14 protein-coding genes are annotated in these 20,860 nt (G+C 63.8%); 2 read left to right on the top strand and 12 right to left on the bottom strand.

What is annotated here, in order from left to right:
- Positions 1-2: 2 nt before the first annotated feature.
- From LB525_RS11670 to LB525_RS11655, 4 genes are all read right to left on the bottom strand, one after another.
- A complete protein-coding gene (locus LB525_RS11670; RefSeq protein WP_224544728.1) occupies positions 3-1,757 on the bottom strand; it encodes a YaiO family outer membrane beta-barrel protein in 1,755 nt (584 codons plus the stop codon).
- Complete coding sequence (locus tag LB525_RS11665) at positions 1,757-2,149, bottom strand: response regulator transcription factor (protein ID WP_224544727.1); 393 nt, start codon at positions 2,147-2,149, stop codon at positions 1,757-1,759. Before LB525_RS11665 ends, LB525_RS11670 begins: the two co-directional genes overlap by 1 nt.
- A gap of 248 nt (positions 2,150-2,397) precedes the next feature.
- Entirely contained in the window at positions 2,398-2,784 is a 387-nt protein-coding gene (locus LB525_RS11660) for a response regulator (protein WP_224544726.1), read from the bottom strand.
- 5 nt (positions 2,785-2,789) lie between these two features.
- Complete coding sequence (locus tag LB525_RS11655; RefSeq protein ID WP_224544725.1) at positions 2,790-5,231, bottom strand: ATP-binding protein; 2,442 nt, start codon at positions 5,229-5,231, stop codon at positions 2,790-2,792.
- A gap of 234 nt (positions 5,232-5,465) precedes the next feature.
- On the opposite strand from LB525_RS11655, the gene LB525_RS11650 reads away from it, so the two are divergent.
- Both LB525_RS11650 and LB525_RS11645 read left to right on the top strand, forming a co-directional pair.
- Entirely contained in the window at positions 5,466-6,773 is a 1,308-nt protein-coding gene (locus LB525_RS11650) for an outer membrane protein (protein WP_224544724.1), read from the top strand.
- A gap of 118 nt (positions 6,774-6,891) precedes the next feature.
- Entirely contained in the window at positions 6,892-7,431 is a 540-nt protein-coding gene (locus LB525_RS11645) for a dihydrofolate reductase family protein (protein ID WP_224544723.1), read from the top strand.
- 205 nt (positions 7,432-7,636) lie between these two features.
- Here the strand turns inward: LB525_RS11645 and LB525_RS11640 are convergent, their stop codons facing one another.
- The 8 genes from LB525_RS11640 to LB525_RS11605 form a co-directional block, all read right to left on the bottom strand.
- On the bottom strand, positions 7,637-8,938 hold the full coding sequence (locus LB525_RS11640; protein ID WP_224544722.1) for an HlyD family type I secretion periplasmic adaptor subunit: 1,302 nt from the start codon (positions 8,936-8,938) through the stop codon (positions 7,637-7,639).
- Between the two features lies 1 nt (position 8,939).
- Positions 8,940-10,868 carry a type I secretion system permease/ATPase gene (locus LB525_RS11635; RefSeq protein WP_224544721.1) on the bottom strand — a complete coding sequence of 643 codons (1,929 nt, stop codon included), beginning with the start codon at positions 10,866-10,868 and terminating at the stop codon, positions 8,940-8,942.
- 210 nt (positions 10,869-11,078) lie between these two features.
- Entirely contained in the window at positions 11,079-14,027 is a 2,949-nt protein-coding gene (locus LB525_RS11630) for a hypothetical protein (RefSeq protein ID WP_224544720.1), read from the bottom strand.
- 523 nt (positions 14,028-14,550) lie between these two features.
- Complete coding sequence (locus tag LB525_RS11625) at positions 14,551-15,408, bottom strand: patatin-like phospholipase family protein (protein WP_140840862.1); 858 nt, start codon at positions 15,406-15,408, stop codon at positions 14,551-14,553.
- Positions 15,405-16,805, bottom strand: a complete 1,401-nt coding sequence (locus LB525_RS11620; protein WP_224544719.1) for a M16 family metallopeptidase — start codon at positions 16,803-16,805, stop codon at positions 15,405-15,407. Before LB525_RS11620 ends, LB525_RS11625 begins: the two co-directional genes overlap by 4 nt.
- Positions 16,805-18,166: a M16 family metallopeptidase gene (locus LB525_RS11615; RefSeq protein WP_224544718.1), complete on the bottom strand. Its 1,362-nt coding sequence runs from the start codon at positions 18,164-18,166 to the stop codon at positions 16,805-16,807. Before LB525_RS11615 ends, LB525_RS11620 begins: the two co-directional genes overlap by 1 nt.
- An 84-nt stretch (positions 18,167-18,250) precedes the next feature.
- The gene (rsmD, locus tag LB525_RS11610; protein ID WP_224544717.1) at positions 18,251-18,805 is read right to left on the bottom strand and encodes a 16S rRNA (guanine(966)-N(2))-methyltransferase RsmD; all 555 of its coding nucleotides are present in this window, start codon (positions 18,803-18,805) and stop codon (positions 18,251-18,253) included.
- Entirely contained in the window at positions 18,786-20,768 is a 1,983-nt protein-coding gene (locus LB525_RS11605) for a pseudouridine synthase (RefSeq protein ID WP_224544716.1), read from the bottom strand. The genes rsmD and LB525_RS11605 overlap by 20 nt, the downstream gene beginning before the upstream one ends.
- Between the last annotated feature and the right edge of the window lie 92 nt (positions 20,769-20,860).

The raw sequence follows: 20,860 nt of genomic DNA, 5'->3' as shown, positions 1-20,860 counted from the left end.
GGTCAGAACCGCGCCGTCACGCCGAGGCCGAATATGTTGCGGTCGAATGTCGGGCGTTCTTCATGCGCGATACTGGCGCGCAGCGTCAGCGGATCGCTGACGTCGAAGGAAAGACCGCCGAACACGGTGCGCGTCGGGATCAATGCGCCGTGGTCGATCTCCGGGGCGTCGGCATAGCCGGCGAAGACGTTGAAACGCTCCGTCACCGCAAGGTCGGCGCGAAGCACATAGCCGTCGGCGCGCGTGCCGGTATCGTCCTCGGCATGCACCCAGCGGGCCGAGAGCCCCAGGCGGCCGTCGAAGACATAGCCTTGGATCCAGGGCTGGATGCTGGTGACGCCGGTATCGGCGAAATCGTCGTAGCGGGCGTCGATGTTGAGCGAGAGTGGACCGAACGCCTTTGCCGGCGCCACCACCTTCCAGGACGCGCCGGCGCCGACGGAATAGCGCGCCAGAAAATCGGCATCCGGGGTCGCCGCGGCGAGCACATAAGCGGAGAAGGCCGGCGTGAAGGCCTGGTCGATGCGGCCCTCGAGCTGGACGTCGCTGCGGCCGAAACGAGTCGCCAGCCGGGTGTGGCCGGAAATGGTCGTGCGCGGGGAAAGCCGATAGGCAAGACCGGCCGAACTGTCGGTCCAGTCGCCGAGACCATTGGTGAGATCGCTCACCTCGCTGCCGATATCGAGCCGCCATTCGCGCGGCGGCGGCACGGAGAGCCTCTGCTCGATGTCGGCGGAGCCCGGCTCGATGGCGAGCGCCTGGGTGTACGCCTGGCGCGCGGCCTCGTCGTCGCCCTCGGCGCGGCGCACATCGCCGATCCCCACCAGCGCCTCGGCATTGCGCGGTTCAAGCGCCAGTACGCGCTGGAACGACTGTTCGGCCCGCCTATAGTCGCCTTCGAGCAGGGCGATCCTGCCATCGAGGTCGAGCGCCTCGGCATTGTCCGGCGCGCTGGCCAGCGCCTCGTCGACCAGCGCACGGGCGCGCGGCGTGTCGCCCTGCCAGATCGCCAGGCCCACCTTGCCGAGACGCGCATCGAGAAGACCGGGCTTGATGGCCAGCGCCCGGTCGAAGAACTGCCCGGCTTCGTCGAAGCGCTGGCTGGAGCCGACGACAAGGCCAAGCGCGACCAGGATGTCGGTGTTCTTCGGCGCCAGCTTCAGGGCGCGGCGATAGGCCTTCTCCGCCTCGGGCAGCTTGCCTGCCTGGCGTAGGCGCCTGCCCTCTTCCATCAAGCCGGGGACGGGATCGGGCCGGTGATGCGGTGGTTTCTTCACCGCCGCCGGGGCTGCGCGAACCGGCTTCGGTTTGCTGATCACCCCCTGTTTCGCCTTGCGGATGTTTTCGACCAGCTTTGCTGCATCGGCATTGCTGGGGTCGGCCTGCGCGACCTGCTCGGCAAGCGGTAGTGCCGCGTCCAGATTGCCGGACCTGAACTCGACCTCGGCCATGCCGAAAGAGGCATCGCGATAGGTCGGAGCAATGGAAAGGGCTTTGGAGAAGGCGTCGCGCGCCGCCTGAAGGTCGTTGCGGCCAAGCTCGGCGAAGCCAAGCTGGACCAGCGCGTCGGCATTGTCGGGCTTGAGCGCCAGCGCGCGCTTGAGCAGGTCGGCAGCCTCGTCGAAATGCTGGGCCCGCCTCGCCTTCACGGCAGACGCGTAGAGTTCGTCGGCCGTCTGCGCCAGCGCTGCGTACGGAGCGGTCGCGACAGCCAGGATCAGGCAGGCGGCGAGGCTCAAGCGCCGGCCGCGCCGCATCAGCGCTTCCCGCTCTTGCGAGCGATCAGCCGCGCGAGCCTGGCCAGAAGTTCCTCGGGGATGAACGGCTTCACCAGATAGTCGTCGGCGCCCTTTTCCAAGGCCGAGACGATGTCCTTTTCGCCCTTGCGGGCAGTCAGCATGACAACTGGCGTTCCAGACAGAGCCGGGTCGCCCTTGATGCGCGCCAGCACTTCTAGGCCGTCGACCTTCGGCATCATCGCGTCGAGCACGATGATGTCGGGTTCGTCCTGCTGCGCCTTGGCCAGCGCTTCGGCGCCGTCAGCGGCCTTGATGACCTCGTATCCCTTCGCCTTCAACCTGAATTCCATCAGCTCGAGCAACAAGGGATCATCGTCGCAGATCAGAACTTTTGCCTTCTCTCCATTCACCAGTCCCGCTCCGGTTCCGTCGCCCCCCGGAGTGATCGCCCATGAACCCACATCCGCCAATGCGGTTCATGCCAAGGTCCACAAGGGCAATCCCAAGCAGGACCATTCCGCGCAAATCATAGATAAGCCGATTCGCGACGATCGCATTTCGATGCAATCAGTAGATGAATATCGGCGTATGGTATAGGAGGCGTAAACGGCAAACAGAGCTTGCCGACAACCTTCTGCCACCGACCTGTGTCGGCGCGTCAGGCCAGGCCGCCGGCCGACGAAAGCAGCTTCCTGACTTCACCGGCAAGCGCCAGCGGGTCGAAGGGCTTCGCGATGACGCCGACCGCGCCCATGTTCAGATAGCGGTCGACCTCGTGCGTCTGGGTGCGCGCCGTGATGAACACCACGGGTATCGACGCCGTCGGCTGCGATGCAGCCAGACGCCTCAGCGTCTCCGGCCCGTCCATGTCCGGCATCATCACGTCGAGCAGGATGAGGTCGGGCCGCCATTCCGCCGCATCAGCCAGCGCCTGGACGCCCGAAGCGCAGGACCGCACCTCGAATTCCGGCTCGAGCTCGAGCGACATCTGGGCGATTTCGCGGATGTCGTCCTCGTCGTCCACATAAAGGATTCTTGCCGGCATAACCGTCACTCCTTGGCTTGCGCGGAGGCTCCCGCGCCGTCGCGGGCCGAAGTCAACATGTTTCTGACCAGCCTTGCGACATCGATCTCCGACGACTTGGTCTTGGTCATGATTGCCTGGATCCGATCGCCCAGCTTGTCGTCCAGCTCCGCCGCGGAAAACACGATGACTGCTGTTTCGAGCGGCAGATCGGCAAGCAGGTCCAATCCCGATCCGTCTGGGAGCGCGATGTCCAGGATGACAAGATCGAAACCATGGTTCGCGACCGCGGCCTGGGCGTCCTTGAGCGTTTTCGCCGAGGTGATCGAGACGCCCGACCCTAGGCCCTCCGACATCACGGCGAGCACGCCCTCGTCGTCCTCGACATGCAGAATCCGCGGCTTCGGCTCGACCTTGCGACCGACGATCTTGGCGAGAGCGGCGTGAAGACGTTTCGAATCCACCGGTTTCTCCAGCCAGTCGACGATGCCGACCGCGGTGCCGTTCAGGGAGCGCCTGGCCTCGTCGGCGACCGCGGAGATGACGATCACCGAAATGTCGGAATTCACCGGCGAGGCCCTGATATCGTGAAAGAGCTTGATGCCGGATTCCCCCGCCAGCTTGATGTCGAGCGTCAGCGCCACGTAATCGCGGGAGGCCAGCAGAGCCTTGGCGGTGCCGATGTCAGGGGCGACGTCGCTGGAAAAGCCTTCGGCGTCGAGAAGTGCGGCGATCACCGCGGCGACGTCGGGCTCGTCCTCGCAAATCAGGACACGCAGGCGGCCATCGCGCTTGCGCGACCGGCGCTCGACAAAGACCGGTTTTTCCTCCTGCCTGTGCGCTTCGGCCAGGTCGACGTGAAACGACGTTCCCTTGCCTTCCTCTGTTTCGAAGGAAACGGCCCCGCCCAGCTTTTCGACAATGGTCTTGACGATGTTCAAGCCGAGGCCCGTGCCTCCCTTCCTGCGTGTGCTTGACGCGTCGGCCTGCTCGAACTTGCCGAATATGCGGCTGCGGAACGCTTCGGGAATGCCGGCGCCCTCGTCGATCACGGAGATGCGCAGCACGTCGCTGTCACGGCGCTGCAACTTCACCATCACGGTGCCGCCGTGGTCGGAGAACTTGATCGCGTTCGACAGGAGGTTCGCCATCACCTGGTGCAGGCGGTCGGGGTCGATATTGGCCTCGGCGCGCGGCGCATCATCGACCAGGACGATGCGGATCCTGCTCTCGGCCATGTAATTGGAACTGGCGGCGATGGCCTGCTCCAGGACCGGGCGCAGGGGCATCTGCTTGATCTTGAAGCTGATCATGCCCGATTCGATCTTCTCTATGTCGAGGATGTCGTTGATGAGAAGAACCAGCCTCTCGCTGTTGTTGTGGGCAATGTTGACGAGATTAGCCGCCTTGGGAGGCAATTCGCCCGCGACGCCCGCCGCGATCAGGCCGAGCGAACCGCGGATCGACGTCAGCGGTGTGCGCAGCTCGTGGCTGACCGTCGAGATGAAGTCGTTCTTGAGCTGGGCGTTTTTCTTCTGCTCGGTGATGTCGCGATTATAGGTAATGACGCCGACGATCTTGCCGGTCTCGTCGCGAAGGGGAGCCTTCAAGGTGTAAAGCCAGCCCTGGCTGCCATCTGGGAAAAGCGCGGGCTGGTCGATGCGCGATGTCAGCCCGGTCTCCAGCGCGCCCATTTCATCCTGCCTGAAACGCTCGGCCACGTCCTTCGGATAGAAATCGAAATCCGTCTTGCCGATAAGGTTCTCGGCCGAGGCGGCGCGCATCATTTCGGCGGTGGCCGGGTTTGCAACCACAAAGCGGCCGTCGGCATCCTTCACGTTGAGGCAATCCGGCAGCTCGCGGACCATGGCGCGGTAGATCATGTTGGACATGGCGAGATCGCGACGCCGTTGCTGCCGGTCGAGCAGCACGCCGATGATGAAGGTGCCGAGGAATCGGAATACCAAGGACGGCAGCGTGCTCTGCTGAACGAAGGTGGCGAGGACCTGCTGGGGAATGGCCACAAGCGTGATCAACCCGGCGAGCGCGACCGTCACGCCCAGACCGAGTATATCGAGCATAGTGCGCGAGCGGACCGCGACGACGTGGTGCCACGCCAGCCCGACGATGGCCGTGATCAGGATGCTCATGATGCCGACACTCGCGCCCTGCCCGCCAAGATAGGCGCGATAGGCAATGGAGCCTGCGGTTGCGACGAACATCGCCGGCCATCCGCCGAAGAAGGCGGCCGCGCCGATAAAGGCGGCACGCAGGTCGACCGCAAAACCGGAGACGTTCAGGGCCGTCGCCATGGAAATGATCGAACCCGCGCACATGACCGCGCCCAGAATCAGCGACTGCATCAACCGCGGCAGGCGCCCGGTGAAATCCGCCACGAGGTCCCAGGCGACGACTAGGATCGAGACGAGGGCAAGATTGCCCAGGAGTGAGCGCCAGATCTCGGTCATGACTTTCCAACTCCTTTTTGCCGATAGATACCGGCAAAACCTATCCGAGGTCTAAAGAGCCCTGCGCATCGCCCGCGCTGGAGTGATTACCGCCTCGGGCTGGCCATTTTGGGAACATCGCCTGCTTGCACCTGTCGTAACGGCAGTTTGCCCATGGGTGTGGTATTTTTGCTACCACAAATTCCCGCAACCCCTGCTAGAACCTCGTCGGGTTTTAACTTGGGGTTATGGGCTATGCTTCTTCGTATTTCTGCGAAATCCGTTTTGCTGGGCGCCGTTTCGGCCGTCGCTTTGATGTCGGCCGCGCAGGCCGCCGACGTGGTCCAAGAGCAGGCGGCTCCGGGCTTCAACTGGAGCGGCGTCTATGTCGGCTTCGGCCTCGGCGCCGGCGCCAATGTGCACAAGCTCAGCAGCGATTTTGTGCCTGTTTCGCTGAACGGCATCGGCGGCGAAGGCGTCTATGGCCAGGTGACTGCCGGCTATGATTACATGGTCTCGCAGCGCTTCCTGCTCGGCGGCCTGATCGACGCCCATGTCGGCACGATCAAGACTTCGCTCGATGCCGGCGGCTTCAATGCCGACATCAAGGAGACCTACGGTTTCGACGTCGGCGTGCGCGCTGGTTATCTGCTGACGCCGAGCACGCTGGGCTACGTTCTGGGCGGTTACGCCTGGCAGAAGTACAAGCTCGACAGCAATGCCGGTATTGGATTCGATTGGGATCAGGGCGGCTACTTTGTCGGCGCCGGTGTCGAAACGGCGATCAACAGCAACTGGACGCTGAAGGGCGAGTATCGCTACACCCGCTTCAGCACCAACGACAGCCTGCTCTCGGATGCAGGCCTGCCGGTGCCGGACGGCACGCTCAACCTCGACACCTCGCGCCATACATTCGAGGTCGCCGCCAGCTATCGCTTCAACGCCAATGACGGCGGCGGCGCCAGCTTCGAGACGCCTTCCTACAACTGGACCGGCTTTTATGTCGGCGGTGGGCTCGGCGCCGGCGCGGTCGTGCACCAGATCGAGATTCCGCCGCTCGCCGGCGCCAAGTTCAATGGCCTCGGCGGCGAAGGCGTGTTCGGCGAAGCCAGCATCGGCTACGATCAGGACATGGGCAGCTGGGTGGTCGGCGGCCTCGTCGACGCGCGTCTCTCCGGCATCAAGTCGAAGCTTGAGCTGGGCGGGTTCCTGGGTGTCGACTCGATCAGCCTCAATACCGATTATGGTTTCGACGTGCTCGGCCGCATCGGCATGAAGGTCAACGAGGCGACGCTGGCCTACGCGCTCGCTGGCTATAGCTGGCAGCACTTCAAGCTCGATGCTCCGGCACCGCTCGACGTCGATTGGGGCTCCAATGGCTTCTCGGTCGGCGCGGGCCTGGAAACTGCCCTGTCGGACAAGATGACCGTCGGCATCGAATACCGTTACTCGCAGTTAGAGAAGGAAGACTTCTCGGATGCATTGCCGATCCCGAGCGGTCTCGCGATGGCGACGCCGTCTTTCCACACCGTGCGGATCGACGCCAAGTACAAGTTCAACTAAGCCAAGGCCTCCAGCCAAAGCGAAAGCCCGCCGGTCATTCCGGCGGGCTTTTTTATTTTGTCGGGAACGCGCCGGCGTGGCCGTCCTATGGTGCGAGACCTAACCAATAGAGGATGCCATGAGAAAGCTCATCGTCACCGAATTCATCAGCATCGACGGCGTCGCCGAGCACGAGAGGCTGCCGAACGTCGCCTGGAACGACGAGATGCAGGCCTTCAAGGAGGATGAGCTTGCCGACAGCGGTGCCATGCTTCTCGGACGCGTGACCTACGAAATCTTTGCCGGCCACTGGCCTGCCGAAAAAGGCGACTTCGCCGACCGCTTCAACGCATTGCCAAAATATGTCGCCTCGACGACCTTGAAAGCGGTCGATTGGCATCCGGCCGAATTGCTCGAAGGCCCCCTTACCGATGCGATCACCCGGCTGAAGCAACGAAGCGGCGGCAACATCTATGTGCATGGCAGCGTGAATCTCGCCCGGCAACTGCTCGGCGTTGGCCTTGTCGATACCCTCAGACTGCTCGTTTATCCGGCAGCCGCAGGCCAGGGCGAACGGCTTTTTCCTTCGAACAAACCGACAGCACTCGAGCTTGTCTCGGCCGTGCCGTTCAGCAATGGCGTGGTGGCGATGGAATACAGGGCGGTCGCGAAAGCTTAGACTAGATCAGGATGACGTTTCGTTGAATCCCCATCCTGATCTAACTCTTTGTTGGAGCATGATCTTCTCCGAAATCCGGTTCCCACTTTTCGGGATCATGCTCTAGAGGAGCGGTTTTCCGTCCGGAATTGCGTCAAAACAAAGAGATAGAGCATGATGTCGTCCGAAAACCGCTCCACACTTTTCGGCATCATGCTCTAGTGGCCTACTGTCTAAATGCCCGGCTGATCTGATCCTGCAGCGGCTTGACCAGATAAGACATCACCGAGCGATCCTCGGTCCTGATGAAGGATTCTACCGGCATGCCGGGAACCAGCTTGACCTCGCCGAGCCGCGCGACCTCCGCGGCCGTCGTGGTAATGCGCACCGTGTAATAGCTGACGCCCGTGCGCTGGTCGGTGGTGATGTCGGGCGAGGTCCGCTCGACGACGCCGTTGATCTGCGGCGTGGTGCGCTGGTTGAAGGCCGAAAAGCGCAGCGAAGCGGGCTGGCCGACCCACAGCTGGTCGATGTCGCTCGGCGCGATCTTGGCTTCCACCGCAAGGCTGTCATTGTCGGGCACGATCTGCATGATCGTCTCGCCCGGCTTCACCACGCCGCCGATCGTATAGGCGATCGACTGCTGCACGACGCCGTCCTGCGGCGCGCGGATGTCGACCCGCTTCAACTGGTCCTCGGCGGCGACCTTGCGCTCCAGAAGCTCGCCCATCTGGCCGTCGACATCGCGCAGGTCCTTGTTCACTTCGGTGCTGAGGTCGAGATCGATCTGGATGATCTGCAGCTTGATCTCGGCGATCCGCCCCTGCGCCTGAGCCTGGGCCGCAATCAGCTGGCCGCGCTCGCCGTCGAGGCGCGTGGCCTCTCGCTCGGTCTGGGTCAGCCGGTCGATGGAGATGAGCTTCTTGGCCCAGAGCGTACGCACCGAGGCAAGCTCCTTCTGCACCAGCTCTATCTCCTTGCTCTTGGCCTCAGCCTGCGCCGTGTCGCCAGCGATCTCCTTCTCGAGCTGGGCGATGCGTTCCCCAAGCTGGCTCTTCTGGCCCGCGCGGGACGTGCGCCGCGTCTCGAAATGCTGCTTTTCGCCTGCCACCGCCTCGGCGACGTCAGGATCGGCAATGCGGTCCAAAAGCTCGTTCGGAAAGATGATGGCGTCGCTGCCGCGGCGCTCCGAATCGAGGCGCGCCTTGCGCGCGGCGAGCTGGTCGAGCGCCTTGCTCACCACGCCAAGGTTGGCTGCCGGCACAGTGCGGTCGAGACGGACCAGAAGATCTCCCGCTTTCACGTGGTCGCCGTCCCGGGCATCGATCTCCGCAACGATGCCGCCGGTGGAATGCTGCACGTCCTTGACGTGGGAATCGACGACGAGGGCGCCGGGGGCGATGACCGCGCCGGCGATCTCGGTGACCGATGCCCAGCCACCGACGCCGCCCGCAAGCAGGAGCACCACGCCGACGCCAAGCCGCGTGTAGAAGCGGATGGATAAATGCGAGGCGCCTGATATAGCCATGTCAGCGCCCTGCCTCGGTTCCGTCGGCAACGGCCAGATGGGGACCGTCGGAAGCCACTCTCAGTTGCGGGGCGCCGGTCGGCACCGGCCGCAGCGTCGGGAACATCTTGGCGAACACCTCGTCTTTCGGGCCGAAGGCATGGACGCGTCCCTGATTCATCGCCAGCACGAAATCGACGGCCGCCAGCACGTTCGGCCGGTGCGCGACGAGCACGACAACCCCGCCCCGTTCGCGGACGCCCAACATGGCCTTGATCAGGGCCTGCTCGCCGTCCATATCGAGGTTGGAATTCGGCTCGTCCAAGACCACGAGGAAAGGATCGCGATAGAGCGCGCGCGCCAGCGCGATGCGCTGGCGCTGACCGGCCGAGACCGCCTCGCCGTGCTCGCCAATCTCTGTTTCGTAGCCTTCGCGAAAACCGACGATGAGCTCGTGCGCGCCCGCTGCCTTCGCCGCGGCGATGATGGCGCCGGCGTCCGCGTCCGGCTCGAAGCGCGCGATGTTCTCGGCCACGGTGCCGGCGAAGAGCTCGACATCTTGCGGCAGGTATCCGATATGGCGGCCGCGCTCCGCCTGCGACCATTGATCGAGGTCGGCGCCATCCAGCTTAATGCGGCCGGCGACCGGTTGCCAGGCGCCGACAAGCGCGCGCACCAGCGTGGACTTTCCCGACCCGCTCGGTCCGATGATGCCGACGCCGTGGCCCGCCTCCAGAGCGAAGCTTGCGTCGTGGACCAGCAGTCTCTGCGTGCCCGGGGCGCCGACTGAGACGTTCTGCATGCCGACATTCGCGCTCGGCGGCGGCAGCAACATCGGCTCGGTTTCAGCCGGCAGCGCCGCCAGCACCCTGTTCAGCCGCTGCCAGCCCTGGCGCGCGGTGACGAAGCCCTTCCAGTTGGCGATCGCAAGATCGACCGGAGCCAGCGCGCGGCCGCTGAGGATCGAGGCGGTGATGATAATACCCGCCGTTGCCTGCCCCTCGATGACCAGCCAGGCGCCGAGGCCGAGCATCGACGACTGCAGCAGCATGCGCAGGACCTTCGATATCGCGCCGAAGCCGCCGGCCACGTCGCTCACCTTGCGCTGCTCGGCGATGTAATCGAGGTTGGCATCTTCCCACCGCGCGGTAAGACCGCCTGCCATGCCCATGGCGGCAACGACCTCGGCGTTGCGGCTCCCAGCCGAGATCAGACCGTTGCGCCGAATACCGGTCAAAGTCCCGGACGACACAGGCTTTCGCGTCAATCGCTCGGCAAGCACGGTCAGAGCCACCAGCACGATCGCCCCAAGCAGCGCTGTCACGCCTAGCAACCAATGGAACATGAAGATGATGACAAGGTAGAGCGGCAGCCAGGGCAAATCGAAGAGCGCCGTCGGCCCCATGCCGGACAGGAAAGCACGCACGCTGTCGAGGTCGCGCATCGGCTGCAGGCTATCGCCCGCGCGCCCGTTTTTCAGCGGCAACTGCAGCATCGACGCATAGACACGGCGGCCCAGCGCCTCATCCAAGGCTCCGCCAATGCGCACAAGCACGCGACCGCGCACGAAATCGAGAATGCCCTGGCCGCAATAGAGGATGACCAACAACACGGTGATGCCGATGAGTGTCGGCAGGCTGCGGCTCGGCAACACGCGATCATAGACCTCGAGCATGTAGAGCGAGCCCGCAAGCATCAACACGTTGAGCACGCCGCTGAACAACCCGACCGCGAGGAAAGCCGACCGGCAGGAGCGAAGCGCCTCGGCGAGTTCGGAGCGCGCGGATTGCGCTCGCCGGCCTGTCGGTTTTGCCGGCCGCTTGCCGCCTATAGGCGCATTGGTTTGCCTGGCGATATCGCCGATGCTGCTGTCCGGCGTGGGCCGGCGCGCGCGAAACAAAGCCAAGCCGCCGAAGCCCACCATTGCCGCACCAAAAAGCGTCTCCCCCATCGACCCGGGCCGTCCTGGCGAAAGCCAGCCGTTGCCGCCGAGAAGGAGCAGCACAGCGCAAGCAACTAGGACGAGGCCGACGAGCCTTACCTTTGCCTGCGCTGAACCAGATGCTGCCTTGGCTACCATTGTCGAAGCGACACTGAACAAAACACTCCGGTCATCCAACCTGCCTGTCGCACGTCATGGCTCGACAGGCCGACCGCTGCCTCAGCCGCCGTCATTGGCGTAGACATGCAGTATCGCCCCTTCGAAGGTCATGCCGGTATTGTTGTAGAAATCGAGCTCCTGGTGGATGAGGTTTCCGGCAAGCTCGGACCCGGCAGTGACGGATTCGGCATCCAGTCCCACGTTCCAGGCTGTGCTGCTTGCCTTCACTGCACTCCCACCGCCCCAGTCCTCGAAGTGAGAAGAAGAATTCCCGCCATTCGTCACCTGCAGCCAGTCGATCGCCTGGTCGAGATATTTGTGCGGGCTGTTGGGATCGGAGGCATCGCCGATCGGATTCCCGGCGAGGTAGTTGAGCCAAGTCGCGACCGCGTCGCGGGCAAGGACGAAGCGTGTATCCTGCTGATCCTTGACGGACGCATCGATCACCTTGAGCGCATCGGCGTAGGAAATGAAGAACGTATCCTCACCGGCGTCGGTCAAGCCGTTCTTGTTGTAGTCGCCGATCAAGAGGCCTGGCTTGCCCGGATCCAGCGTTCCGTTGTGATCGGCATCGACAACATAGCGCAATTCACCGGAGGCGAAGTTCGGGCCGGATTTGTCGGCGCCTGCGACGCCATCCCAGAATGATTTGCCGAGATTGGTCCAGAAGCCCGGCGTGCGCACGCCGGGACCTGCGAATGATTGGACCGTCGCGGTATCATTGGCGGAAACGTCATTGGTGGTATCGTCGTCATGGGCATGCACCACGACCGTGTTGGTTCGCGAGTCGGCATTGGGAAGCAAGTTGAACGAGCTGTTGGCCGTGAAGACCCAAGTCTCGTTGCTGTCGACCTGATAGTCGTTGTCGAGATCGCCGGACACATAGTGAGTGCCATGCGAACTGTTGGCCACGAAGCCGCTGAGCAGGTTGATGTCGTCACCGGTATTTCCCGGTGTGCCGTTGTCGTCGACGAGTGAGGTCAGCGTGAGCGGGTCGAACGCACCGGCTGCGCTCGTGTTGGTTATCTCATAGTGATAGGTGACGTTCTGTGCACCCGACTGGACCGTTTCGGACGAGTGGAAAATACCGTCATGATCGGCATCGACGGTCTTCTCAATGGCCACTGACGGCGCGACATCCTTCACCGTCACGGTCGCGTCGTCGGTAGCATACACGTCGCTGGTGCTGTCGTCGTCATGGGCGTGCACGACCACCGTGTTGGTAATGCTGCCCGCATTGTGAGCATCGACGCCGACGGTGGCGCTGAACACCCACTTCTCGTCGCTGTCGACAAGGTAGTCGCCATCGGTGTCGCCCGACACATAGTGCGTGCCATGGTCGGAGCCGGCGACAAAGCCGGTCAGCAGGTCGATGTCATCGCTGGCGTCGCCGGGTGTCGCATCGTCGTCGATCAGCGAAGTCAGCGTCAGCGGATCGAAGGCGCCGGCCGCGCTCGTGTTGGTCACCTCATAGGTGTAGGTGACATCAGCGGCCGAGCCCTCGTTGATCGAAGTCGGGTTGGCGGTCTTCTCAATGGCAATCGACGGCGCGACGTCCTTCACCGTCACGGTCGCGTCGTCAGTGGCATGCACGTCGCTGGTGCTGTCGTCGTCATGGGCGTGCACCACCACAGTGTTGGTAATGGTGCCGGCATTTTGAGCACCGACGCCGACGGTGGCGCTGAACACCCACTTCTCGTCGCTGTCGACGAGATAGTCGCCATCGGTGTCGCCTGTCACATAGTGCGTGCCATGGTCGGAGCCAGCGACAAAGCCGGTCAGCAGGTCGATGTCATCGCTGGTGTCGCCGGGTGTCGCATTGTCGTCGATCAACGAAGTCAGCATCAGCGGATCGAAGGCGCCGGCCGCGCTCGTGTTGGTCACCTCGTAGGTGTAGGTGACGTCAGCGGCCGAGCCCTCGTTGATCGAAATCGGGTCGGCGGTCTTCTCAATGGCGATCGATGGCGCGACGTCGTTGACCGTCACGGTCGCAGTGTCGTTGGCGGACACGTCATTGGTGCTGTCGTCGTCGTGAGCATGTACCACCACCGTGTTGGTGATGGTGCTGCCGGTGGCATGAGCGTCAATGTTGACGTCAGCGCTGAATATCCAGGTCTCGTTGCTGTCGACAAGGTAATCGTTGTCTGTATCGCCCGACACGTAGTGGGTGCCATGCGAGCTGTTGGCGACGAAACCGCTCAACAGGTTGATATCGTCGCTGGTGTCTCCCGGCGTCGCATTGTCGTCTACCAGCGAGGTCAGCGTCAGAGGATCACCGGCGCCATCAGCGCTCGTATTGGTCACCTTGTAGGTGTAGGTGACCGTCGTCGACTCGCCTTCATCTATTGAGGTCGGATCGACCGTCTTCTCGACCGCGACCGCGGGAGCGTGATCCACGCTGGCTTTTGCGATGACGCCCCATTCCTCAAACCCGCCATCCGAGTCACTTGGGTTCCCGAAAGCCGAATAGAGATAGACGTAGTTACCGGTTGCCCCGGCGAAGAAACTGGTCGGAATGTAGACAAACAGATCGCCCACCCCGCTGCCTGCGGGCGCGTCCTTTCCAGCGTCCAACTGAACCGTCACGTCACCGTCGGTGGCATTTCCATCAACATTATAGAGTAGTTGCTGCGCCTGAAGCGTCGCAAGGGTGGTGATATTTGGATCCGTCGCCGAATATATCTGTAATGAGTTGAGCGACAGCAGCGATCCCTTGTCGCTGTTCGGCTCATTGGCGTCGAGCTTGAAGACGTAGTAATCGTGGCCGTTCACGGACACTACCTGCATATCGCTCAGGAGAAGCGCATTGGTGTGCTCCTGCTGCTTATCATCCAGCGGCAGCGGAGAACCATCGGTGTTGAAGCCGCTCTCGGTGCCGTTCGCGCCAAGCACGAGAAAGCTATTGTAGTTGCCCGTGCCAGCACCGCTTTGCTGTTCAGCCGAAAATACGGTGCCGTCGGTCAAAGTCTGCGACGTTGTCCCGTTGGTCAGATCAACCACTGTGGCCATGTTCAACTCCCTTAGCGCCTAGGCGCGCCACTTGTTGGCCGCCTAAGGCGGCTGATTTACCCCATGCCAATAGCACCGAGATCGGCGCCCAATTCCGTGCGGGAGGAGGATCGACGTGGCATTCAGCAAGCAGCGACCACCGGCCGGCAGCAAGCGCCACATACAAGATGGCTGCTCACGACTGCTGGTGGCTCGATGTGATGGCTGTAGCGGCACAGATGCCGCGCTGCGTTCCCCTACCCCAGTAGCGCAGTATCTCGTTGTTGCCGATCTCGAGATTGTTCACGCTACTATATTAGGATATTATTAACTCTACCGCAGCGTGCGTCAACGGGCAATTCGATGAAGAGTTAATGACAGAACTCAAATCCGGGTGCGAATTCGACCATTCGGCATAAAGAATACTGTGCTCTATTCTTAGGTCTTATTTTATAAGGGACCTTTGCGCCGACCATTCAGGCTTCGGTTGTCGGACCTTCGTCGACGTCATATGCACCTGAACCGAGGCGGCTGGAGGAGGCTCTCAAACCGCCTTCTTGTTGTCCTGCCTGCCGCCATGCGCTTCCACGGCCTTCTCCACGGCGCGCTTCAGCTCATCCTTGATCTCCGCCGTCTCGGCCATCAGCGCCTCGATCTTGAGAAAATCGAGCACGCGGTACTTCGAGACTTTTGGGCGGATCAGGATGTCGGGGCTGGACTGCTGCAGCTTGTTGGCGATGATCGACTGCATCATCAGCTGCGAGGCGCCATACATCAGGTCGACCGTAGTCGGATGCTTGCGCTCGGCGTCGCTCGGCGCACCGACCACGTCGATTGCGATGATGATATCGGCATCCTTTTCGAGGAGATCGAAGGGGACGGGATTGTAGATGCCGCCGTCGATCAGCAGGCAATCATTGCGCACCACAGGGCGGAACACCGCCGGAATGGCGGCCGAGGCCGCAAGCGCCGAATGCAATTCACCCTCGGCGAACACGGCGAGCTTGTGGCCGAAATAGTCGGTCGCCGTCACCTTGAGCGGAATCTTCAGCTCTTCGAAGGTGGCGGGGATATCCTGAGGCAGGAACGCCTTCAGGATGCGCTCTATATTGAACTGGCCGACGCGGATGCCGCCCTGCATGGCTTCGGCGATCGTGCCCGGCCGCGACCGCCACATGCGCGCCGCTACTTCGGCCCGGCTGCCGAGGATCGACCGGGCATAATCGTGAATCTCGGCGCCCTTCATGCCCGACGCCATGCCGGCGCCCATGATGGCGCCGATCGACGAGCCGGCAATCGCCGCCGGCTTGATGCCAAGCTCGTCGAGAGCCTCGATGATATGGATATGCGCAAGACCGCGCGCGCCGCCGCCGCCGAAGGCCACCCCGAAGGTCGGGCTCATCCCTTGCGGCCTCCCGCCACCTGAACCAGCGGCGGCCCGATGACCATCACCGCCGGATCGGACGACAGGAGCTTCTTTGCCGCCGCCTTGACGTCGGCCAGCGTCACCGCGTTGATGAGAGCCGCGCGCCGCTTGATATAATCGATGCCGAGATGATCGATCTGCAGCTCCACCAGCGTCGCGGCAATGGAGCTGGACGAATCCAGATTGCTGATGGCGTAGGCGCCGACCATGTATTTCTTGGTCGCCGCGAGCTCCTCCTCCGAGGGGCCGTTCTCGGCCATGTCCTTCACCACCTGGCGCACGATCGCAAGCGTTTCGGCCGCGCGGTCGGAACGCGTCGCCGTCGTCACCAGCAGCGCGTTGGAATGCTCGTGATCGACGAGATCGGAGCTGACGCTATAGGCAAGGCCGCGCTTCTCGCGCACCTCTTCGTAGAGACGCGACGTGAATGTCGAGCCGCCGAGTATCTCGTTCATCAGCGCGGCGGCGTAGAAGTCGGGATCGCTTCGCTTCACGCCCGGCCAGGCAAGCTGCAGGGAGGTCTGCGGCAAGTCGTAATTCACTTCGAGCTGCTGGCCGAGCTTGGGCGTGACGTCGACAATCGGCGCCAGCGCCTGCTTGTCCGGCAGGTCGCCGAACACCTCGTCGAGCCTGCTGCTCAACGTGGCGGCGTCGATATCGCCCACCACCGCCACATGCAGGCCGCCGCGGGCGAAATTTGCTTTGTGGAAGGCCCTGAGGTCGTCCGCAGTGATGGTGGCGAGGCTGTCTTTGTTGCCCTCGTCCGGCCGCGCATAGGGATGCTGGCCATAGATCGCGCGCAGCCAGCGCTGCTGGCCGATCGTGTTGGGATCCCGTTCGTTGGCGAGGATCCCGGACAGTATCTGGGCGCGGATGCGGTCGATCGGCGCCTGGTCGAAGCGCGGACTGTTCACCGCCAGCTTCAGCAGGCCGAAAGCCTCGTCCTTCTGCTCGGACAACATGCGCATCGAACCATAGGTGCCATCGCGGGCGGCCTGAAAACTCATCTCGGCGCCGGCATCGTCGAGCTTCACCTGGAAGGCCTCGCTGTCGAGGTCGCCGGCGCCCTCGTCGAACAGCCCGGTCATCAGGTTGACCAGGCCTTCCTTGCCGGCCGGATCCTGCGCCGTGCCGCCGTCGAAGACGAAACGGATCGCAACCAGCGGGATCGAATGGTCTTCCACCAGCCAGGCGGTGACGCCCTTCTTGGACTTCACCTCCTGGATGTTCATTTCGGCGCGCGCGGCAAGCGCCGGCAAAAGCAGGAAGAACAGGGCGAAGCAAAGGATGGCGACGGCGCGATAGACGCGCCCACCTTCTCCCGTTGTGGGAGAAGGAAAGATGCTCGTGCGGCCAAGAACCATGCTCATCATCAATTCCCCGCCTGCTGCTGCGGCAAGAGATAGCCACTGGTTGAGCGATCGAGCACCAGATAGCGGGCAGCGACCGCCTTGACCTCATCGGCGGTTACCTTGCGGATGCGGTCGGGCCATTCCTGGACGTCCTTGACATTGCCGCCCGTCGCAAGCGTCGAGCCGTACATGTTGGCCATGTCGTCCTGCTTGTCGCGCGCAAAGATCATGGAGCGCACATAACGGGTCTTGGCCCGCTCCAGCTCATCGTCGCTCACGCCGTCCTTGACGATGCGGGCGATCTCGGCATCGGCCGCCGCCTCGATATCGACAAGCTTGGCGTCGCCGCGCGGGGCGCCATAGACGGTGAAGTTGGTGGCGTCGAGCATGGTGCCCTGGAAGTAGGCGCCGGCCTCGGAAGCGATACCCTGCTTGACGACGAGCTGCTGGTACAACCTGCTGCGGTTGTCGCCGCCGAGGATCTCGGCAAGCAGGTCGAGCGCCTCGGCTTCGCCGGGCTTGGCCGTATGATAGGATGGCACCACCCATTGCGTCGAAAAGCTCGGCACCGAGACGCGAGCGTCGGTGAGCGTCACCGTGCGCTTCGTGTTCTGCTCGGGCTCGACCGGACGGATGCGCGGCCGCAGGTCCGGGCCGCGGGCGACCTTGCCGTAAGTCCTTTCGGCCATCGCCTTCACCGCGTTGGGATCGACGTCGCCCACCACCACCAGCACGGCGTTGTTCGGCCGATAATAGGCGTCGTAGAAGGCTTTCGCGTCCGGACGGTTCAACTGCTCCATCTCCTGCATCCAGCCGATCACCGGAATGCGGTAAGGCTGGTTCTGCCAGAGCGTCGCGTCGACCTCCTCGTCGAGCACCGCCTGCGGGTTGCCGTCGATGCGCGAGCGGCGCTCCTCCAGGATCACGTCGCGCTCGGTCTTGATGACATCGTCGGTCAGGATGAGGTTACGCATGCGATCGGCCTCGAAGCCCATCATCTGCTCGAGCGCCGAAGGCGGCACCGTCTCGTGGAAGGCGGTGTAGTCGTAAGAGGTGAAGGCGTTGTTGGAGCCACCGATCTCGGACACGGCGCGGTCGAACTCGCCGGCGGCGTGATTTTTCGTGGCCTTGAACATCAGGTGCTCGAAGAAATGCGCGATGCCGGATTTGCCGGGCGGCTCGTCGGCGCTGCCGATCTTGTACCAGACCATGTGGGTGACGATCGGGGCGCGATGGTCCGGGATGATGACCACTTCCATGCCGTTGTCGAGCAGGAAATCCTTGACCTCGCCGTCATCGGCCGCGCGGGCCGGAGCAGCCGCGGCAAGCGCCAGCGCGCCCGCCAGAAGCGCTGCGCGCAGCCCAATCCCTGTTTGTCTCATCAAGTTCTCCGGTCGCGGTTGCGCGACGATAGGCAAGGTTCGCTGGTGAGGCAAAGTGATTTGTTCGGCATTTTCGAGGCGAGGCTAGTTGGCCTCGACGAAGCGGATGACCGTTTCGCCGTAATTGCGCTCGTCCATCACGGAAAAACCGGCGCCCGGTTCGAACGCCGCCGAGGCAGCCTCCTCGACGACGCAGAGCGCGCCAGGCAGCAGCCAGCCGCCGGCCTTGGCCGAGCGCAGCGCGCGTTCGCCGAGCCCTTTGCCATAGGGCGGATCGGCGAAGACCAGGCCGAAGGGCGAGATCGTGCCGGCTTCGCCCAAATGAGCGGCGTCGCGACGAAAAATCTTGGTGCGGCCGGTGAGGCCATAGGCCTCGACATTCTCGCGGATCAGGCCTCGCCCTTCGGTCGATTCTTCGATGAAGACGCAGTAGGAAGCGCCGCGCGACAGCGCCTCAAGTCCGAGCGCGCCGGTGCCGGCGAAAAGGTCGAGCACGCGGCCGCCCTCGAGCTTTTCCGCGTAGCGATGCGCCAGGACGTTGAACACCGCCTCGCGGGTGCGGTCGGTGGTCGGGCGGATTGCGTTGCTTTTCGGCGTCGCCAGCGGACGCCCGCGGAATTCACCGCCGACGATCCGCATCGCCGCCCCTCTTCGGACCGCGCGGCCTGTCGCCGCCATCACCTTCAGGACGCTCGCCGCGAGGCTTGCCGAACGGCTTCGCGCCTGGCTTGCCCTTGCCGCCCGGCTTGTAGGATGCCTTGCGCGCCTTCGCCTCGGCGGCCTTGGCGGCATCGGCCTCCGCCCTGCCCTTGCCGATCGGGCGGGCGCCCGGCGCCATCCAGACATTGGCCTTGCGCTGGCCCGGCGGCTCGATCGGCCGCTGCTCGCGCTCGGATTTCTTGCCCCCAAACCGCGGCTTGTCGCCGAAACCGCCGCGGTCGGATTTCGGGCCGCGCTCGCCGAACGTCCGGTCCGGCCCAAATGCCCTGTCCGGCTTTGTCGAGAGCTTGCTCAGCGCCTCGTCGCGGCTGCCTTCGCGGCGCTTGCGCGCCTTGATCAGCCCGCCCTCGCCGATCGGCCGGTGGTCGCCGTCGCGCGTGAATTTCGGCCGGTCGGCCTCTTCCCGGCGAGGCCCGCCGCCGCGCACCGGCTTGTTGGAGAACGGCTTTTGGATCTCGGCATCGAAATTGGCGCCGGACTCCTCGATCAGCCGCTCGCCAAGCTGCTCGCGCAACACGCGGCCCTTGATCTCGAGCACATGGCCCTCCGGCAGATCCTCGAGCTGGAACGGCCCGTAGGAGATGCGGATCAGCCGCGTCACGTCGAGGCCAAGCGCGCCGAGGATGTTCTTCACCTCGCGGTTCTTGCCTTCGCGCAAGCCGAGCGTCAGCCACGCATTGGTGCCCTGCTCGCGATCGAGCGAAGCTTCGATCGAGCCGTAGAAGACGCCGTCGACGGCGATGCCTTCGCGCAGGCCGGCGAGCGCGCTCTCCTCGACCTTGCCGTGGACGCGCGCACGATAGCGCCGCAGCCAGCCGGTCGCCGGCAATTCGAGCACGCGCGACAGCCCGCCGTCATTGGTCAAGAGCAGCAGGCCCTCGGTGTTGATGTCGAGCCGGCCGATCGTCATCAGCCGCGGCAGATCCGGCGGCAGCACGTCGAAGACGGTCTTGCGGCCTTCCGGATCGCGGTTGGTGGTGACGACGCCCGCCGGCTTGTGGAACAGGAAGAGGCGCGTGCGCTCGATCGGGGGAATCTCGGTGCCGTCGAGATGAATGACATCGTTGGCGCCGACATTGAAGGCCGGCGAGTCCAGCACCTTGCCGTTCACCTTGACGCGGCCGGCGGCGATCAGCTCCTCGGCGTCGCGGCGCGAAGCGATGCCGGCGCGCGCCAGCCGCTTGGCGATGCGCTCGCCGCTTTCCGGCGCGGCTTCCGGGGGACGCGGCCGCGGCTTGAAGCCGCCTTCCGGCTTTCTTGCGGTGGCGTCGCGCGGCGGGCGATCGCTGAAGTCGCGCTTCGGCCGGTCGGCGAAGTCGCGTACCGGGCGATCACCGAATTCGCGCTTGGGACGGTCGAAACGTCTTTCTTCCCACTCACCGTCGGCGGCCACCGGCCGGTCGCCACGCGGTGTGTAAGGCTTGCGTGTCTTCTCGAAGGGCTTGCCGTCGCGTGGCGGACCTTTGCGGAAAGGCCTTTCGCCGCGCTCAGCGCCCTCGCCCGCTTCGCGTGGCTTGTAGCTGCGCTGGAAATCCCGGGCTGGGCGCTCGCCGTCGGCAGCCGTCGGCCGGGCGCCGCGCGGTGCGTAGGGCTTGCGGCCCTCGCGCTTCTCAAACGGCTTGCCTTCCGGACGCGGGCCTTTGCGGAAAGGCCTTTCGCCGCGCTCAGCGCCCTCGCCCGCTTCGCGTGGCTTGTAGCTGCGCTTGAAGTCGCGGCGTCCGCCGTCGACATCGCGGCGCTCGCCTTCGGCGGCCATAGGCCGCTCGCGCTTCACGAACGGTTTCTTGGGACCGAAGCTCGGCTTGCCGCCGCGGCCTCGCTGGTCCGCCGGTTTCGAGCCGCCTTTGCGAGGCCCGCGTGGAGATTTCTTGTCGTCGTTCATTACTTTGCTCGTCTTTGCCTGCTACGACGCCGCGCGCCCTTGCGGACGCCCAACGCAGGCAGTGTCATTCTTGATTTTGCGCATATGCCAGC

Origin of the sequence: Mesorhizobium sp. CA16 (genome assembly GCF_020165175.1) — a bacterium.
Classification (GTDB): Bacteria; Pseudomonadota; Alphaproteobacteria; order Rhizobiales; family Rhizobiaceae; genus Mesorhizobium.
This window is presented reverse-complemented; position numbering and strand designations above follow the sequence as displayed.

What these genes read in the sequence shown, in the direction of transcription:
- LB525_RS11660 (WP_224544726.1), bottom strand. Translation starts at nt 2,784, where the DNA reads ATGCCGGCAAGAATCCTTTATGTGGACGACGAGGACGACATCCGCGAA.
- LB525_RS11615 (WP_224544718.1), bottom strand. Translation starts at nt 18,166, where the DNA reads ATGAGACAAACAGGGATTGGGCTGCGCGCAGCGCTTCTGGCGGGCGCG.
- LB525_RS11620 (WP_224544719.1), bottom strand. Translation starts at nt 16,805, where the DNA reads ATGATGAGCATGGTTCTTGGCCGCACGAGCATCTTTCCTTCTCCCACA.
- LB525_RS11630 (WP_224544720.1), bottom strand. Translation starts at nt 14,027, where the DNA reads ATGGCCACAGTGGTTGATCTGACCAACGGGACAACGTCGCAGACTTTG.
- LB525_RS11645 (WP_224544723.1), top strand. Translation starts at nt 6,892, where the DNA reads ATGAGAAAGCTCATCGTCACCGAATTCATCAGCATCGACGGCGTCGCC.
- LB525_RS11625 (WP_140840862.1), bottom strand. Translation starts at nt 15,408, where the DNA reads ATGAGCCCGACCTTCGGGGTGGCCTTCGGCGGCGGCGGCGCGCGCGGT.
- LB525_RS11655 (WP_224544725.1), bottom strand. Translation starts at nt 5,231, where the DNA reads ATGACCGAGATCTGGCGCTCACTCCTGGGCAATCTTGCCCTCGTCTCG.
- LB525_RS11635 (WP_224544721.1), bottom strand. Translation starts at nt 10,868, where the DNA reads ATGGGGGAGACGCTTTTTGGTGCGGCAATGGTGGGCTTCGGCGGCTTG.
- LB525_RS11670 (WP_224544728.1), bottom strand. Translation starts at nt 1,757, where the DNA reads ATGCGGCGCGGCCGGCGCTTGAGCCTCGCCGCCTGCCTGATCCTGGCT.
- LB525_RS11640 (WP_224544722.1), bottom strand. Translation starts at nt 8,938, where the DNA reads ATGGCTATATCAGGCGCCTCGCATTTATCCATCCGCTTCTACACGCGG.
- LB525_RS11605 (WP_224544716.1), bottom strand. Translation starts at nt 20,768, where the DNA reads ATGAACGACGACAAGAAATCTCCACGCGGGCCTCGCAAAGGCGGCTCG.
- rsmD (WP_224544717.1), bottom strand. Translation starts at nt 18,805, where the DNA reads ATGCGGATCGTCGGCGGTGAATTCCGCGGGCGTCCGCTGGCGACGCCG.
- LB525_RS11650 (WP_224544724.1), top strand. Translation starts at nt 5,466, where the DNA reads ATGCTTCTTCGTATTTCTGCGAAATCCGTTTTGCTGGGCGCCGTTTCG.